Annotated in this window: 3 protein-coding genes; 2 read left to right on the plus strand and 1 reads right to left on the minus strand. The window is 67.7% G+C overall.

Features of this window, described 5'->3' with window-relative positions:
- The first annotated feature begins 759 nt into the window (after positions 1-759).
- The gene (locus KME82_RS06665) at positions 760-13,197 is read left to right on the plus strand and encodes a CARDB domain-containing protein (RefSeq protein ID WP_215497824.1); all 12,438 of its coding nucleotides are present in this window, start codon (positions 760-762) and stop codon (positions 13,195-13,197) included.
- A 10-nt stretch (positions 13,198-13,207) separates the two neighbouring features.
- Positions 13,208-17,008 carry a hypothetical protein gene (locus tag KME82_RS06670; protein WP_215497825.1) on the plus strand — a complete coding sequence of 1,267 codons (3,801 nt, stop codon included), beginning with the start codon at positions 13,208-13,210 and terminating at the stop codon, positions 17,006-17,008.
- A 251-nt stretch (positions 17,009-17,259) separates the two neighbouring features.
- Here KME82_RS06670 and KME82_RS06675 read toward each other — a convergent pair whose 3' ends face one another.
- On the minus strand, positions 17,260-17,757 hold the full coding sequence (locus KME82_RS06675) for a hypothetical protein (RefSeq protein WP_215497826.1): 498 nt from the start codon (positions 17,755-17,757) through the stop codon (positions 17,260-17,262).
- Between the last annotated feature and the right edge of the window lie 70 nt (positions 17,758-17,827).

Below are 17,827 nucleotides of genomic sequence, written 5' to 3' on the forward strand. Positions count from 1 at the left end.
GGCAGGTTATTGCACGCGGTATCTCGTTTTTGATGTGAACTGTGTTGAAATCACAATGTGATGGATGGCACACTATTTGCAGCCGTGTCCTATTAAGCAGTACGTACTGCGTATTGCGGTAGGGGGTTCCACAGAGGATCTGTTGCATCTGAACGCTGCGCTTAGTCGTAGTGGGGCGTGTAACAGGGGTGGAAAAAGGGGGGCACGTATGACGTGTCAGGGGCTAAGACTCGGTATCCATGGGGATGTCGCTGTTCCTGCCGCCTTATGGGCGGACTCCGTCTGCGTGTCGCATGGCCGTCGCATGACGGCTGGGGGCGAGCAGTTCCTACCTGGTAGTCGATGTGAACGGCCAAGCCATTTCGGCGCTGGCGTGCGGGGCGAAGCGGCCTTGCGCGCAGCAGACGGATAGCCAGGCGGTTCCCTGACGGGCGTCTGCGCCAGCGGATGCATGTTTTGTGGATTTGTTGCGTGTCGCCAGCGGTATGCGAGACGCATGGAAGCCAGGCATCAAGCACTCGCCGTACCCGTACGAACTCGCAGCACAAGGCATTGCCAGCAGTAAGCACGTCGACCAGCCGCTTGGCGCCGACGACACCTCACCGCACCGGTGACTGTCGCCGTTGTTCCCGGCGCTTACCGAACTCCTGTTTGGGCTACCGCATGAATATCGTCACTACCCGCACCCCGGCCAGCCAGTCGTCAGCTCGTCACGACTCCCATGCTGGATCCCGCATCGCTCGAACCGGGGCGCGTGTATTGCTTTCCGCCGTGCTGGCGCTGGCCGCCTTGCCGGCCCTGGCGCAGTTCGCCAATCCCTTGCGCAACACCGCGACGATCACGCCGCCGACGAACGTGACCAACGTCGACACGGCCTGTACCGCGAACGGCGGCACCTTCAATGCGACCACCGGCGCCTGCTCGGCGACGGACTCGAACACGCTGGCAGCGGTGTCGGACCTGAGCGTCACCAAGACGGTGTCGAATCCGACGCCGACGGTGGGCACCAACGTCACCTTTACCGTGACCGTCGCCAACGCCGGCCCGTCCGCGGCCGTCGGCACCAACGTGACCGACCAACTGCCGGCCGGTTACACCTTCGTCTCGGCGACGCCGAGCGTGGGCACCTACACCGCCGGCACCGGCGTGTGGGCGGTGGGCACCCTGGCCTCGGGCGCGAACGCGACCCTGACCATCGTGGCCACCGTGCTGCCGACCGGTCCGTACGCGAACACCGCTACCGCGACCTCCAGCTCGACCGACCCGACCCCGGGCAACAACACCGCGACCAGCACGCCGGTGCCGGTGGCCTCGGCCGACCTGGCGGTGACCAAGACCGCGTCGAGCGGAACTCCGACCGTCGGTACCAACATCACCTTCACCGTGACGGTGAGCAACAACGGTCCGTCGGCTGCGGCCGGCGTCAACGTCAACGATCAGCTGCCGGCGGGTTACACCTTCGTTTCGGCCACGCCGAGCGTGGGTACCTACAACGCCGGTACTGGTGTGTGGGCCGTCGGCGGCCTGGCCTCGGGCGCTAACGCGACCTTGCAGATCGTCGCGACCGTGCGCGCCACCGGTCCGTACGCGAACACTGCGACGGCGACGTCGACCACCAACGATCCCACCCCGGGCAACAACACCGCGACCAATACGCCGGTGCCGGTCGCTTCGGCCGATCTGGCGGTGACCAAGACCGCGTCGAGCGCGACGCCGATCATCGGCAGCAACGTCACCTTCACCGTGACCGTCAGCAACAACGGCCCGTCCGCTGCAGCCGGCGTGAACGTCAACGATCAGCTGCCGGCCGGTTACACCTTCGTTTCTGCCACGCCGAGCGTGGGCACCTATAACGCCGGTACCGGCGTGTGGGCGGTTGGTGCGCTGGCCTCGGGCGCGAACGCGACTCTGCAGATCGTCGCTACCGTGCTGCCGACCGGTCCGTACGCGAATACCGCGACGGCGACCTCGACCACGAGCGATCCGACCCCGGGCAACAACACCGCGACCAATACGCCGGTCCCGGTGGCCTCGGCCGATCTGGCGGTGACCAAGACCGCTTCGAGCGGAACTCCGACCGTCGGCACGAACATCACCTTCACCGTGACCGTCAGCAACAACGGTCCGTCGGCCGCGGCCGCGGTCAACGTCAACGATCAACTGCCGGCGGGTTACACCTTCGTCTCGGCGACGCCGAGCGTGGGTACGTACAACGCCGGCACCGGTGTGTGGGCGGTCGGTGGTCTGGCCTCGGGCGCGAATGCGACCTTGCAGATCGTCGCCACCGTGCTGCCGACCGGCCCGTACGCGAACACCGCGACCGCGACGTCGACCACCAGCGATCCGACCCCGGGCAACAACACCGCGACCAACACGCCGGTGCCCGTCGCTTCGGCTGACTTGGCGGTGACCAAGACGGCGTCGAGTGCGACCCCGGTCATCGGCACGAACGTCACCTTTACTGTGACCGTCAGCAACAACGGCCCGTCGGCTGCGGCTGGCGTCAACGTCAACGACCAACTGCCGGCGGGTTACACCTTCGTTTCCGCCACGCCGAGCGTGGGTACGTACAACGCGGGCACCGGCGTGTGGGCGGTTGGTGCGCTGGCCTCGGGCGCGAACGCGACTCTGCAGATCGTCGCCACCGTGCTGCCGACCGGCCCGTACGCGAACACCGCGACGGCGACCTCGACCACCAGCGATCCGACCCCGGGCAACAACACCGCGACCAATACGCCGGTCCCGGTTGCGTCGGCCGACTTGGCCGTGACCAAGACCGCTTCGAGCGCGACGCCGACCGTCGGCACGAACATCACCTTCACCGTGACCGTCAGCAACAACGGTCCGTCGGCGGCTGCTGCGGTCAACGTCAACGATCAACTGCCGGCCGGTTACACCTTCGTCTCGGCCACGCCGAGCGTGGGTACCTACAACGCCGGCACCGGCGTGTGGGCCGTGGGCGGCCTGGCTTCGGGCGCGAACGCGACCTTGCAGATCATCGCGACCGTGCGCGCCACCGGTCCGTACGCGAACACCGCGACTGCGACGTCGACCACCAACGATCCGACCCCGGGCAACAACACCGCGACCAACACGCCGGTGCCCGTCGCTTCGGCTGACTTGGCGGTGACCAAGACCGCGTCGAGCGCGACGCCGGTCATCGGTACGAATGTCACCTTCACCGTGACCGTGTCCAACAACGGTCCGTCGGCTGCGGCTGGCGTGAACGTCAACGATCAGCTACCGGCTGGTTACACCTTCGTCTCGGCGAACCCGAGCGTGGGTACGTACAACGCGGGCACCGGCGTGTGGGCCGTGGGTGGTCTGGCTTCCGGCGCGAATGCGACCTTGCAGATCGTCGCGACCGTGCTGCCGACCGGCCCGTACGCGAACACCGCGACGGCCACGTCGACCACCAACGATCCGACCCCGGGCAACAACACCGCGACCAATACGCCAGTCCCGGTTGCGTCGGCCGACTTGGCCGTGACCAAGACCGCTTCGAGCGCGACGCCGACCGTCGGCACCAACGTCACCTTTACGGTGACCGTCAGCAATAACGGTCCGTCGGCCGCGGCGGGCGTCAACGTCAACGATCAACTGCCGGCGGGCTACACCTTCGTCTCGGCGACGCCGAGCGTGGGCACCTACAACGCCGGCACCGGCGTGTGGGCCGTGGGCGGCCTGGCGTCGGGTGCGAACGCGACCTTGCAGATCGTCGCGACCGTGCTGCCGACCGGCCCGTACGCGAACACCGCAACGGCGACCTCGACCACCAGCGACCCGACCCCGGGCAACAACACCGCGACCAACACGCCGGTCCCGGTGGCCTCGGCCGACCTGGCCGTGACCAAGACCGCATCGAGCGCTGCGCCGATCGTCGGAACCAACGTCACCTTCACCGTGACCGTCAGCAACAACGGTCCGTCGGCTGCGGCGGGCGTGAACGTCAACGATCAGCTGCCGGCCGGTTACACCTTCGTCTCGGCCACGCCGAGCGTGGGCACCTATAACGCCGGCACCGGCGTGTGGGCGGTCGGCGGCCTGGCCTCGGGCGCTAATGCGACCTTGCAGATCGTCGCCACCGTGCTGCCGACCGGTCCATACGCGAACACCGCGACGGCCACCTCGACCACCAGCGACCCGACCCCGGGCAACAACACCGCGACCAATACGCCGGTCCCGGTCGCTTCGGCTGATCTGGCCGTGACCAAGACCGCATCGAGCGCGACGCCGACCGTCGGCACCAACGTCACCTTTACGGTGACCGTCAGCAACAACGGTCCGTCCGCTGCGGCCGGCGTCAACGTCAACGATCAGCTGCCGGCCGGTTACACCTTCGTCTCGGCGACGCCGAGCGTGGGTACCTACAACGCCGGCACCGGCGTGTGGGCGGTCGGCGGCCTGGCCTCGGGCGCTAATGCGACCTTGCAGATCGTCGCGACCGTGCTGCCGACCGGCCCGTACGCGAACACCGCGACGGCCACCTCGACCACCAGCGACCCGACCCCGGGCAACAACACCGCGACCAACACGCCGGTCCCGGTGGCCTCGGCCGACCTGGCCGTGACCAAGACCGCATCGAACGCTGCGCCGATCGTCGGCACCAACGTCACCTTCACCGTGACCGTCAGCAACAACGGTCCGTCGGCTGCGGCGGGCGTGAACGTCAACGATCAGCTGCCGGCGGGTTACACCTTCGTTTCGGCCACGCCGAGCGTGGGTGCCTATAACGCCGGCACCGGCGTGTGGGCCGTCGGGGCGCTGGCGTCCGGCGCTAACGCGACCTTGCAGATCGTCGCCACCGTGCTGCCGACCGGCCCGTACGCGAACACCGCGACGGCCACCTCGACCACCAGCGACCCGACCCCGGGCAACAACACCGCGACCAACACGCCGGTCCCGGTGGCCTCGGCCGACCTGGCCGTGACCAAGACCGCATCGAGCGCCGCGCCGATCGTCGGCACCAACGTCACCTTCACCGTGACCGTCAGCAACAACGGTCCGTCGGCTGCTGCCGGCGTCAACGTCAACGATCAGCTGCCGGCGGGCTACACCTTCGTCTCGGCCACGCCGAGCGTGGGCACCTATAACGCCGGCACCGGCGTGTGGGCGGTCGGCGGCTTGGCCTCGGGCGCTAATGCGACCTTGCAGATCGTCGCGACCGTGCTGCCGACCGGTCCATACGCGAACACCGCGACGGCCACCTCGACCACCAGCGACCCGACCCCGGGCAACAACACCGCGACCAATACGCCGGTGCCCGTCGCCTCGGCCGACCTCGCCGTGACCAAGACCGCGTCGACCGCGACCCCGGTCGTCGGCACCGATATCACCTTCACCGTGACCGTGACCAACAACGGTCCGTCGGCCGCGGCCGGCGTCAACGTCAACGATCAGCTGCCGAGCGGTTACACCCTGGTCTCGGCCACGCCGAGCGCGGGCACCTACAACGCCGGCACCGGCGTGTGGGCCGTCGGCGCCCTGGCGTCGGGCGACAGCGAGACCCTGACCGTGGTCGCGACCGTCCTGGCGACGGGTTCGTACGCGAACACCGCCACCGCGACTTCGACCACCAGCGATCCGACCCCGGGCAACAACACCGCGACCAGCACGCCGTCGCCGACCGCGTCGGCCGACCTGGCCGTGACCAAGGCCGCGTCGAACGCCGCGCCGATCGTCGGCACGAACGTCACCTTCACCGTGACCGTGACCAACAACGGCCCGTCGTCGGCCGATGCGGTCAACGTCAACGATCAGCTGCCGGCCGGCTACACCTTCGTTTCGTCCAACCCGAGCGTCGGCACCTACAACGCCGGCACCGGCGTGTGGGCCATCGGCACGCTGGCGTCGGGTGCGAGCGAAACCCTGGACATCGTCGCCACCGTGCTCGCGACCGGTCCGTACGCGAACACCGCGACGGCCACCTCGACCACCGGCGATCCGAACAGCGCCAACAACAGCGCGACCAACACGCCGGTTCCGGTGGCGTCGGCCGACCTGGCGGTGACCAAGACCGCGTCGACCGCGACCCCGGTCGTCGGCACCGACATCACCTTCACCGTGACCGTCAGCAACAACGGTCCGTCGTCGGCCGCGGGCGTCAACGTCAACGATCAGCTGCCGAGCGGCTATACCCTGGTCTCGGCCACGCCGAGCACGGGCACCTACAACGCCGGCACCGGCGTGTGGGCCGTCGGCACCCTGGCCGCGGGCGACAGCGAGACCCTGACCGTGGTGGCGACCGTCCTGGCGACGGGTTCGTACGCGAACACCGCGACCGCGACCTCGACCACGGGCGACCCGACCCCGGGCAACAACACCGCGACCAATACGCCGACGCCGGTGGCGTCGGCCGATGTGGCCGTGACCAAGACCGCGTCGACCGCGACCCCGACGGTCGGTACCGACATCACCTTCACCGTGACCGTCAGCAACAACGGTCCGTCGGCCGCGGCCGGCGTCAACGTCACCGACCAGCTGCCGAGCGGCTACACCCTCGTGTCGGCCACGCCGAGCGCGGGCACCTACAACGCCGGCACCGGCGTGTGGGCCGTCGGCACCCTGGCTGCGGGCAGCAACGAAACGCTGACCGTGGTGGCGACTGTGCTGGCTACGGGTTCGTACGCGAACACTGCGACCGCGACCTCGACCACGGGCGACCCGACCCCGGGCAACAACACCGCGACCAATACGCCGGTCCCGGTGGCCTCGGCCGACCTGGCCGTGACCAAGACCGCGTCGAACGCCGCGCCGATCGTCGGCACCAACGTCACCTTCACCGTGACCGTCAGCAATAACGGTCCGTCGGCCGCGGCCGGCGTGAACGTCACCGACCAGCTGCCGGCCGGTTACACCTTCGTCTCGTCCAACCCGAGCGTCGGCACCTATAACGCCGGCACCGGCGTGTGGGCCGTCGGCACGCTGGTTTCGGGTGCGAGTGAAACCCTGGACATCGTCGCCACCGTCCTGGCAACCGGCCCGTATGCGAACACCGCAACGGCGACGTCGACCACCGGCGACCCGACCCCGGGCAACAACACCGCGACCAATACGCCGGTCCCGGTCGCTTCGGCCGACCTGGCCGTGACCAAGACCGCGTCGAGCGCAACCCCGACCGTCGGCACCAACGTCACCTTCACCGTCACCGTCAGCAACAACGGTCCGTCGTCGGCCGATGCCGTCAACGTCACCGACCAGCTGCCGAGCGGTTACACCCTGGTTTCGGCCACGCCGAGCGCAGGCACCTACAACGCCGGCACCGGCGTGTGGGCCGTCGGCACCTTGGCGGCGGGCAGCAACGAAACGCTGACCGTGGTGGCGACCGTGCTCGCAACCGGTTCGTACGCGAACACCGCGACCGCGACCTCGACCACCGGCGACCCGACCCCGGGCAACAACACCGCGACCAACACCCCGACGCCGGTCGCGTCGGCCGACCTGGCCGTGACCAAGACCGCGTCGAACCCGAACCCGGTGGTCGGTACCAACGTCACCTTCACCGTGACCGTCAGCAACAACGGTCCGTCGTCGGCCGATGCCGTCAACGTCACCGACCAGCTGCCGGCCGGCTACACCTTCGTCTCGTCCAACCCGAGCGTCGGCACCTACAACGCCGGCACCGGCGTGTGGGTCGTCGGCACCCTGGCGTCGGGTGCGAATGCGACCCTGGACATCGTCGCCACCGTGCTCGCGACCGGCCCGTATGCGAACACCGCAACGGCGACGTCGACCACCGGCGATCCGACCCCGGGCAACAACACCGCGACCAGCACCCCGACGCCGGTGGCGTCGGCCGACCTGGCCGTGACCAAGACCGCGTCGAGCGCAACCCCGACCGTCGGCACCAACGTCACCTTCACCGTGACCGTCAGCAACAACGGTCCGTCGTCGGCCGATGCCGTCAACGTCACCGACCAGCTGCCGAGCGGCTACACCCTCGTGTCGGCCACGCCGAGCGCAGGCACCTACAACGCCGGCACCGGCGTGTGGGCGGTCGGCACCCTGGCCGCGGGCAGCAACGAAACGCTGACCGTGGTGGCTACGGTTCTGGCCACGGGTTCGTACGCGAACACCGCGACCGCGACCTCGACCACCGGCGATCCGACCCCGGGCAACAACACCGCGACCAACACGCCGACGCCGGTCGCGTCGGCCGACTTGGCCGTGACCAAGACCGCGTCGAACCCGAACCCGGTCGTCGGTACCAACGTCACCTTCACCGTGACTGTCAGCAATAACGGTCCGTCGTCGGCCGATGCCGTCAACGTCACCGACCAGCTGCCGGCCGGCTACACCTTCGTCTCGTCCAACCCGAGCGTCGGCACCTACAACGCCGGCACCGGCGTGTGGGCCGTCGGCACCCTGGCGTCGGGTGCGAACGCGACCCTGGACATCGTGGCCACCGTCCTGGCGACCGGTCCGTATGCGAACACCGCAACGGCGACCTCGACCACCGGCGATCCGACCCCGGGCAACAACACCGCGACCAGCACCCCGACGCCGGTGGCGTCGGCCGACCTGGCCGTGATCAAGACCGCATCGAACCCGAACCCGGTCGTCGGCACCAACGTCACCTTCACCGTGACCGTCAGCAACAACGGTCCGTCGGCTGCGGCTGGCGTCAACGTCACCGACCAGTTGCCGAGCGGCTACACCCTGGTCTCGGCGACGCCGAGCGCGGGCACCTACAATGCCGGCACCGGCGTGTGGACCGTCGGCACCCTGGCTTCGGGCGGCAGTGAAACCCTCAGCGTGGTCGCCACGGTCCTGGCCACGGGTTCGTACGCGAACACCGCGACCGCGACCTCGACCACCGGCGATCCGACCCCGGGCAACAACACCTCGACCAGCACGCCGTCGCCGGTGGCCTCGGCCGACCTGGCCGTGACCAAGACCGCATCGAACCCGACGCCCACCGTCGGCACCGACGTGACCTTCACTGTGACCGTCAGCAACAACGGCCCGTCCTCGGCCGACGGCGTCAACGTCACCGACCCGCTGCCGAGCGGCTACACCCTGGTTTCGGCCACGCCGAGCATCGGCACCTACAACGCCGGCACCGGCGTGTGGGCGGTCGGTACCCTGACCTCGGGCGGCAACGCGACGCTGACCGTGGTGGCGACCGTGCTCGCAACCGGTTCCTACGCGAACACCGCGACGGCCACCTCGACCACCAGCGATCCGACCCCGGGCAACAACACCGCGACCAACACGCCGACGCCGGTGGCCTCGGCCGACTTGGCCGTGACCAAGACCGTCGACAACGCCAACCCGACGGTCGGCACCAACGTCACCTTCACCGTCACCGTCAGCAACAACGGCCCGTCCGCGGCCGATGCGGTCAGCGTCACCGACCAGCTGCCGGCCGGTTACACCCTGGTCTCGGCGACCGAAAGCGTCGGCAGCTACAACGCCGGCACCGGCGTGTGGACGGTGGGCACCCTGGCCTCGGGCGGCAACGCCACGCTGACCGTGGTGGCGACCGTGCTCGCGACCGGCCCGTACCTCAACACCGCGACCGCGACCTCGACCACGGGCGATCCGACCCCGGGCAACAACACCGGCACCAGCAACCCGTCGCCGGTGGCTTCGGCCGACATCAGCGTGACCAAGTCGGTGTCGAACGCGGCGCCGCCGGTGGGCAGCAACGTCACCTTCACCGTGACCGTCGCCAACGCCGGCCCGTCCAGCGCCGACAGCGTGGTCGTCAACGACGCCCTGCCGAGCGGCTACACCCTGGTTTCGGCCACCCCGAGCATCGGCAGCTACAACGCCGGCAGCGGCGTGTGGACCGTCGGCACCCTGGCCCTGGGCGCGGATGCGACCCTGACCGTGGTAGCCACCGTGCTGGAAACCGGCTCGTACACCAACACCGCGACCGGCAGCTCGACCACCAGCGATCCGACCCCGGGCAACAACACCGGTACCAGCACCCCGGTGCCGGTGCGCACCCCGGCGCTGGCGCTGGTCAAGCCGGCCCCGAGCAACGCCGACAACGACGGCAGCGGCTCGGTGACGATCGGCGACGTGCTGACCTACACCATCACCGCGACCAACACCGGCAACGTGACCCTGACCAATGTCGTGATCAACGACACCCAGACCGTTCCGGCCAGCCAGACCTGCGCGACCCTCGCCCCGAACGCGACCTGCGTGCTGACCGGTACCCACACCGTGACCCTGCAGGACGTCACCGCCAACCAGATCGTCAACACCGCCACCGCCGACTCCGCGCAGAACACCCCGCAGAGCGCCAGCGTGACCACGCCGACCGCGCGCCGCGCGATCGTCGCCACCGGCGACAACGGCACGGTGACCAACGGCGCGGCCGGCGGCCAGGCGGTGGCGAACGTGCTGGTCAACGACACCCTCAACGGCCAGCCGGCCACGGTGTCGACGGTGACCATCAGCCAGGTCTCGACCAGCAACCCGAACGTGACCATCGATCCGGCCACGGGCGCGGTGAACGTCGCGCCCGGCACGGCGCAGGGCAGCTACACGCTGGTCTACCAGATCTGCGAAATCGCCGATCCGACCAACTGCAGCCAGGCCAGCGTCACCGTCACCGTCAATGCCGCGGCGATCGATGCGGTGGACGACGTGGTCGCCACCCCGGTCAACGGCAGCACCGGCGGCACCAACGTCATCAACGTGCTCGCCAACGACACCCTCGGCGGCAGCGCGGTGAATCCGGCCGACGTCACCGTCACCCCGGTCACCAGCGGCCCGCTCACGGTCAAGGCCGGCGGCGGCGTGGATGTCGCACCGGGCACCCCGGCCGGCACCTACACCGTCACCTACCAGCTGTGCGAGGTGTTGAACCCGAGCAACTGCGACACCGCCACGGTGACCATCACCGTCAGCGCGCCGGCCATCACCGCCACCGACGATCCGGCCGGCGGCACCGGCGTCACCCCGCAGAACACGCCGGTGACGACCAACGTGATCGCCAACGACACGCTCAACGGCGCGCCGATCGATCCGGCCCTGGTCACGATCACGGTCAGCACCGATCCGAGCAACGGCACCGTGGTGGTCAACACCGACGGCACCATCACCTACACGCCGCGCGCCAACTTCAGCGGCACCGACAGCTACGTCTACACGATCTGCGAGAAGCTCAATCCGACCAACTGCGCGACCGCCACGGTCACCGTCACGGTGCAGCCGAACACGGTCACCGCAACGCCGGATACCGCCCAGACCAACCAGCAGACGCCGGTGACGATCAACGTGATCGGCAACGACACCGTGACCGGTGCGCCGCTGGATCCGGGCTCGCTGACCATCGTCAACCAGCCGGGCCACGGCACCGTCACCTGCGCGGCCGGTTCGTGCACCTACACGCCGAACCAGTTCTTCGCCGGCACCGACACGTTCACCTACCGCGTCTGCGACACCTCGTCGCCGACCCCGGTGTGTGCGACCGCCTCGGTGACGATCACGGTGATCGCCAACGCCCCGGTGCTGCGCCTGGTCAAGACCTCGGCCACCCGCGAAGTGAAGATCGGCGACCTGGTCCGCTACACCGTGCAGATCGAGAACGTCGGCGATTCGCCCGCGGTCAACGCGACCCTGGTCGACATCCCGCCGGCCGGCTTCACCTTCGTCGACAACTCGCTGACGGTGGACGACGACAACAAGAACGGCGTGATCGCCAGCGCCAACCCGCTGCGCATCACCGGCATCGATGTCGGCATCGGCGGCAAGGCGACGGTCAGCTACTTCCTGCGCGTCGGCGCCGGCGTCGGCAAGGGCGTGCACAAGAACCAGGTCGCCGGCTACGACGGCAACGGCACCAAGATCAGTAACGATGCGACCGCCGAAGTGGTGATGGCGGGCGATCCGCTGCTCGAGGACAGCCTGATCGTCGGCAGCGTGTTCGACGACCGCGACAGCGACGGCTGGCAGGACCCGGCCAAGGCCACCGGCGTGAAGGTGCAGGGCGGCTTCGCCCCGGGTGCCTACGTCGCCGGCTCGACCACGGTCGATCGCGGCGAAGGCCCGGTCGCCGAACCCGACGCCAGCGCACCGATGCTGCACGGCATCGCGCTGGGCCGGATCGAAGGCCGCAGCTCCGACGCGGTCTCGGCCGAGCAGCATCAAGTGGTCGTGCGCCAGACGCTCAGCGCGCTGGAGTTCGCCGACGACTTCGTGCTGACCACCGAGGAAGGCACCACGGTGCGGATGGACGCGGCCGGCAAGACCACGGTCGAGCGCAGCCGCGGCGACGCCGCCAAGGGCCTGACCGCGCAGGATCTGCAGGTCAGCCGCCAGGTCAGCCAGGGCGCGAACGGGTACGTCGTGTCGTACACGATCCGCAACAACGGGGTCGAGGAACGCGGCATCCCGGGCGTGCGCATCGCCTCGGTCGAAGGCTTGATCATGGAAACCGACGCCTACGGCCGTTACCACCTGGAAGGCATCGAAGGCGGCAACTCGGCGCGGGGACGCAACTTCATCCTCAAGGTCGACGCAGCCACCTTGCCGCCGGGCACGGTGTTCACCACCGAAAACCCGCGCGTGCGCCGCATCACCCAGGGCGTGCCGACCCGCTTCGACTTCGGCGTCAAGCTGCCGCCGGGCGAGATCGGCAGCAGCAAGTCGAACACCGACGTCGAACTGGGCGAGGTGTTCTTCGAAGCCGGCAGCGCCAAGGTCAAGACCGGCTACACGCCGATGTTCGAAGACATCGCCGGCAAGCTGCGCGACGCCGGCGGTGGCAGCGTCACCGTCACCGCGCAGGCCGAAGAGGAGGCACTCGCCTTCGCCCGCGCCCGCGCCGTGCAGACCGAACTGATGCGACAGCTCGAGTCCGATCCGGAGCTGGCGCGCAAGGTGCAGGTCGACGTGGTCGCCGGTGTCGACGCGAGCCAGGCGCTGGTCAGCCTGGATCCGGCGATCCGCCTGGGCGAGGTGCTGTTCGACACCGACCAGGCCACGATCAAGCCGCAGTACAAGCCATTGATCAGCGAAATCGCCAAGGCGCTCAACCAACAGGGCAGTGGGGCGGTCGGTGTGATCGGCCGTGCCGACAAACGCGGCGCGGCCGCCTACAACGTGCAACTGGGTCTACGCCGTGCCAAGGCCGTGTTCGAAGCGATCTCGGCCGAACTCAAGCCCGAGGTGAGGCAGAAAGTGCGAGTTGACATCACTGACGACACCCAGGCGCCAGTCGGCGTGGGCAACCGCTGAGGACATGACCATGAAGATGAAGATGAAGCTTCTGGACATGACCCTGATCGGCCTGCTCTCGGCCGGTGCAGCCACGCCCGCGTTCGCGCAGAAAGCCGGCGCCAACAACCCGAGCCAGAACGCGCCGGCCCGCGACACCGGCCGGCGCACCACGCCGGTCCCGGTGGACTTGAGCTCGCTCGACAAACCACAGCCGCAGACTGAAGCGCTCGAACCGGTGCCGCGTACCAAGTGCGAAGGCAGCGAGTGCCGCAGCGACGAAGGCCTGTTGTTCCGCGTGCGCACCCGAGGCGAAGACAAGCCGGTGGCCGAAGGCGACGACGCCAACGCGCTGCAGGCCAATCGCCGCGTTGACGTGGTGCGCGAAAACCTCACCCCGGGCGCGGCCAAGATCGCCGGCAAGTTCCAGATCGACCTGCCCAACGGCGGGGTGATCTGGGCCACCGAAGATCCCACCCTCGGCCCGCCGGTGCTCAACGTCCAGGCCGGTTCGATCGCGCCGTTCGAGAACGGCCGCATCACCAAGCCGCTGCGTTTCCACGGCTACACCAACTACGCGTCGTTCATCGACAAGTTGCAGGTCACCGTGTACCGCGGCAGCGACACCGACCTGGTCACGCCGCTGGCCACCATCGACCTGCCGGTCGATAACGTGTCCGAACAGGAATGGGACGGCACCTTGCCGTCCAACATCAACCTGCTCGCCGGCGACGAACTGATCTACATCGCCCGCGCCTACGGCAAGGACGGCGCGTTCGACGAAATCAATCCGCAGCGCATCCAACTGGTCAAGCCGGAAGAATACGAACGCGGCGTGCAGATCCAGCGCGAGGAAGTGCAGCGCACCCTGGGCCAGGCGATCGACGATCGCGGCGCGCAGGACGTGGAGATCACCAGCTCGATCTATGGCACCAACGCGATCCGCATCCAGAACATCCCGGTGTACGGCTCGCGCGTGCGCATCTACGGCCGCGACATCCCGCGCGACGCGCAGCTGACCATCAACGACCAGACCTTCCCGATCGACCTGGAGCGCAAGTTCGCCGCCGAGTTCCTCGAACCGGTCGGCCAACACACCTACGCGGTCAAGATCAAGAACCGCGGCGGCGGCGAGCTGGAGAAGAACCTCGACGTCAACGTGACCGGCAAGTACAGCTTCCTGGTCGCGCTGGCCGACGTGACCCTGTCGCAGAACAACGTCAGCGGCAACATCGAACCGCTGGCCGCCGGCGACAACGGCCGCTACGACGACAGCTTCATCAGCGAAGGCCGCCTGGCGTTCTATCTGAAGGGCAAAGTGCAGGGCAAGTACCTCATCACCGCCCAGGCCGACACCCACGAAAACGAAATCAAGCGGCTGTTCAACGGCTTCTTCGACGCCCAGGCGCAGGACATCTTCCGTCGCCTCGACCCGAACCTGTACTACCCGGTGTACGGCGACGATTCCAACACCTACCGCGATGTCGACACCCAGGGCAAGCTGTATCTGCGCGTGGACTGGGACCAGAACCAGGCGCTGTGGGGCAACTTCAACACCGGCATGACCGGCACCGAGTACGCCCAGTACAACCGCTCGCTGTACGGCGCGGCGTTGAACTGGCGCAGCCGCAACACCACCGTGCTGGGCGATCCCAAGAGCGAACTCAAGCTGTTCGGCTCCGAAGCGCAAAGCGCGCTGGGCCACACCGAATTCCTCGGCACCGGCAACAGCCTGTACATGCTGCGCCACACCGACATCCTGCCGGGTTCGGAAAAAATCACCGTCGAAATCCGCGACGTGAGCACCGGCCGGGTCGAATCGCGCGTCGATCTCAAGCGCGGCGCCGATTACGAAATCAACGACATGCAGGGCCGCATCCTGCTGAGCCGGCCGTTGTCGCAGATCACCCGCGAGAACGTGCGCACCTTGACCCGCGACACCCCGCTGGACGGCTACACCCAGCGCCTGCTGGTCGACTACGAATACGTCCCGGCCGGTTTCCAGGTCGACGACGTCAGCGCCGGTTTCCGCGGCAAGCAATGGTTCGGCGATCACTTCGCCGTCGGCGGCACGTATGTCGACGAAAACCGCAGCGGCGACGACTACAGCCTCAAGGGCGTCGACCTGACCCTGCAGGCCGGCCGCGGCACCTACCTGAAACTGGAAAAGACCCGCACCGAATCGACCGCCGCGCCGATCTGGTACTCGACCAACGGCGGCGTCGACTTCACCCGCATCAACCCGATCACCGGCGCGCGTCGCGGCGACGCCGACAAGGTCGAAGCGCGCGCCAACTTCAAGGAACTGGGCTGGACCCAGCTGGACTGGAGCGTGGGCGCCTGGTGGCGCGACATCGACCAGGGCTTCTCGATCTCGCGCTACGACAACGGCGAAGCGGTGCAGGAATACGGCGCCGAGTTCCTGGGGTACTTCACCGAGAACTTCAGCCTGTTCGGCCGCCACACCCGTCGCGAACGCGGCGACGAAGCGCTCGAACAGACCCAGCTGACCGCCGACTGGCGCATCACCAACGACGACCAGCTCGGCGCCGAACTGCGCCGCATCCGCGAAGAACGCAACGCCAGTTCGCTGACCCCGGACATCGACGCGATGCTGTTCGCGCTGAGCTACCGTCACCGCATCGGCTCGACCCTTGAGCTGTACGCGACCGGCCAGTACACCCTCGACGACGACGGCGGCAAGTACGACCGCAACGACCTGCTGACCGTGGGCGCGCGCTACCTGTTCGGCGACCGCTCCAGCGTCGGCGCCGAAGTCAGCAGCGGCAACCGCGGCGAAGCCGGCAAGGTCGACGCCGAGTACCGCCTCAACACCGACCACACCCTGTACGGCGCCTACACCTTCAGCACCGACAGCACGCAGCGCGATCCGCTGTTCGACAGCGCCTTGCAGACCGGCTGGACCATCGGCCAGCGCTGGCGCCTGAACAACCAGACCAACCTGTACAACGAAAGCCAGTTCCTCAAGGACCCGCGCGATTCCAGCGAAGGGATCATGCACACCTTCGGCATGGACTTTTATCCGGCCGAAGGCTGGAACCTGGGCTTCGCGGTGATGGACGGCGACCTGGAAGCGGCGACCGGCCACGTCGACCGCCGCGCCTACAGCCTCAGCGGCGGCCGCGTCGATCCCAACACCGACTGGTCGAGCAAGATCGAATACCGCAAGGACAGCGGCGCCGAGCGTCGCGAAGCCTGGGTCACCAGCAACCGGTTGTTCTACAAGGTCAACGAAGACTGGCGCATCGCCGCGCGCTTCCTGTACTCCGACATCAAGGACGAAATCGACGTCAGCCGCGGCGCCAAGACCGTCGAAGGCAACCTCGGCTTCGCCTACCGCCCGCACGACAGCTCGCGCTGGGCGGCATTCGGCAAGTACGTGTACCTCTACGACCTGGCCACCATCGGCCAGGACGGCGGCAACCAGTACGACCAGCGCTCGCAGGTGCTGTCGTTCGAAGGCATCTACCGCGTCGACGACAAGTGGGAAGTGGGCGGCAAGGCCGCGAGCCGTTGGGGCGACTACCGCATGGGCCGCGGCACCGGCCTGTGGCTGGACAGCCGCGCCGACTTCCTCGCCGGCCAAGTGCGCTACCACCTGATCGCCAAATGGGACGCCCTGGCCGAATACCGCTGGCTGGCGGTCAAGGACGGCGGCGACAAGCGCGGCTGGCTGGTCGGCGTGGACCGCCAGATCGGCGACAACTTCAAGGTCGGCGTGGGCTACAACTTCACCGACTTCAGCGACGACCTGACCGATCTGGAATACGACAACAAGGGCTGGTTCCTGAATCTGGCGGGTTACTACTGACCGCCGGTTTCAACCCGCACCGCTGCAACACATGAGTCAAAAGAGGGCGTCCGCAAGGACGCCCTTTTCTTTTGCAGCTAGCCAGATCGCTCCACAACGACGCCCGCCCCCTGTAGGAGCGGCGCAAGCCGCGACCGCGACACCTCAACCACGTCGTCACTTGTGCTCGTGCGTGATACATCGGCCACGAGCATCACTCGTCATGCAGCGCCGCGCATTCACTGCCTTCAACCGCATTCCAACGACCCGCCTTACGTCTCTCGGGCCAAGCCTTCAAGGTAGGGAATGTCATCGTTGAACTGCAGCACCACCCACGCAGCATCCGCCTTGATACAGAAAAACACGCATTCAGACGCTGCCGGCCTGGGCGCGGAGTTCAGCCTGAAAACCTCGAAATGCCGTCTTCCATCCAGAATCAGCGAAAGCATGTCCATCACTCTGAACGACAGATAGGCCCGCAAATCCGACAGATCGACATCGCTGGTCCGAGGCGTCTGCCTGACAATAAACGGCCTGATATCGAACTCAAGACTGCCCAAACCACGTTCAAGGCGTTCGACGCCATCGAATGCCAAGGTCGGGTTCCAGGTGTAGAAACCCTTCAAGGCCTGTTCGATACCAGCGTCGTCCCTAGCCTCGATGAGATAGGCGGAGCCACTGTATCCCCTGATACATCCGACCATCGCTGCGGCTCCGTAAAGAAACCCATCCAGCCGCGCGACTTCCCTCTGCGCTTCAACCAGGTTCATAGCGATCGGGCCAATTACGGCCACTGAAGACTCGGGCGCAGTGTACGACTTCAAGGTCGTCATGGTCGCC

The organism is Lysobacter capsici, assembly GCF_018732085.1.
GTDB lineage: Bacteria > Pseudomonadota > Gammaproteobacteria > Xanthomonadales > Xanthomonadaceae > Lysobacter > Lysobacter capsici_A.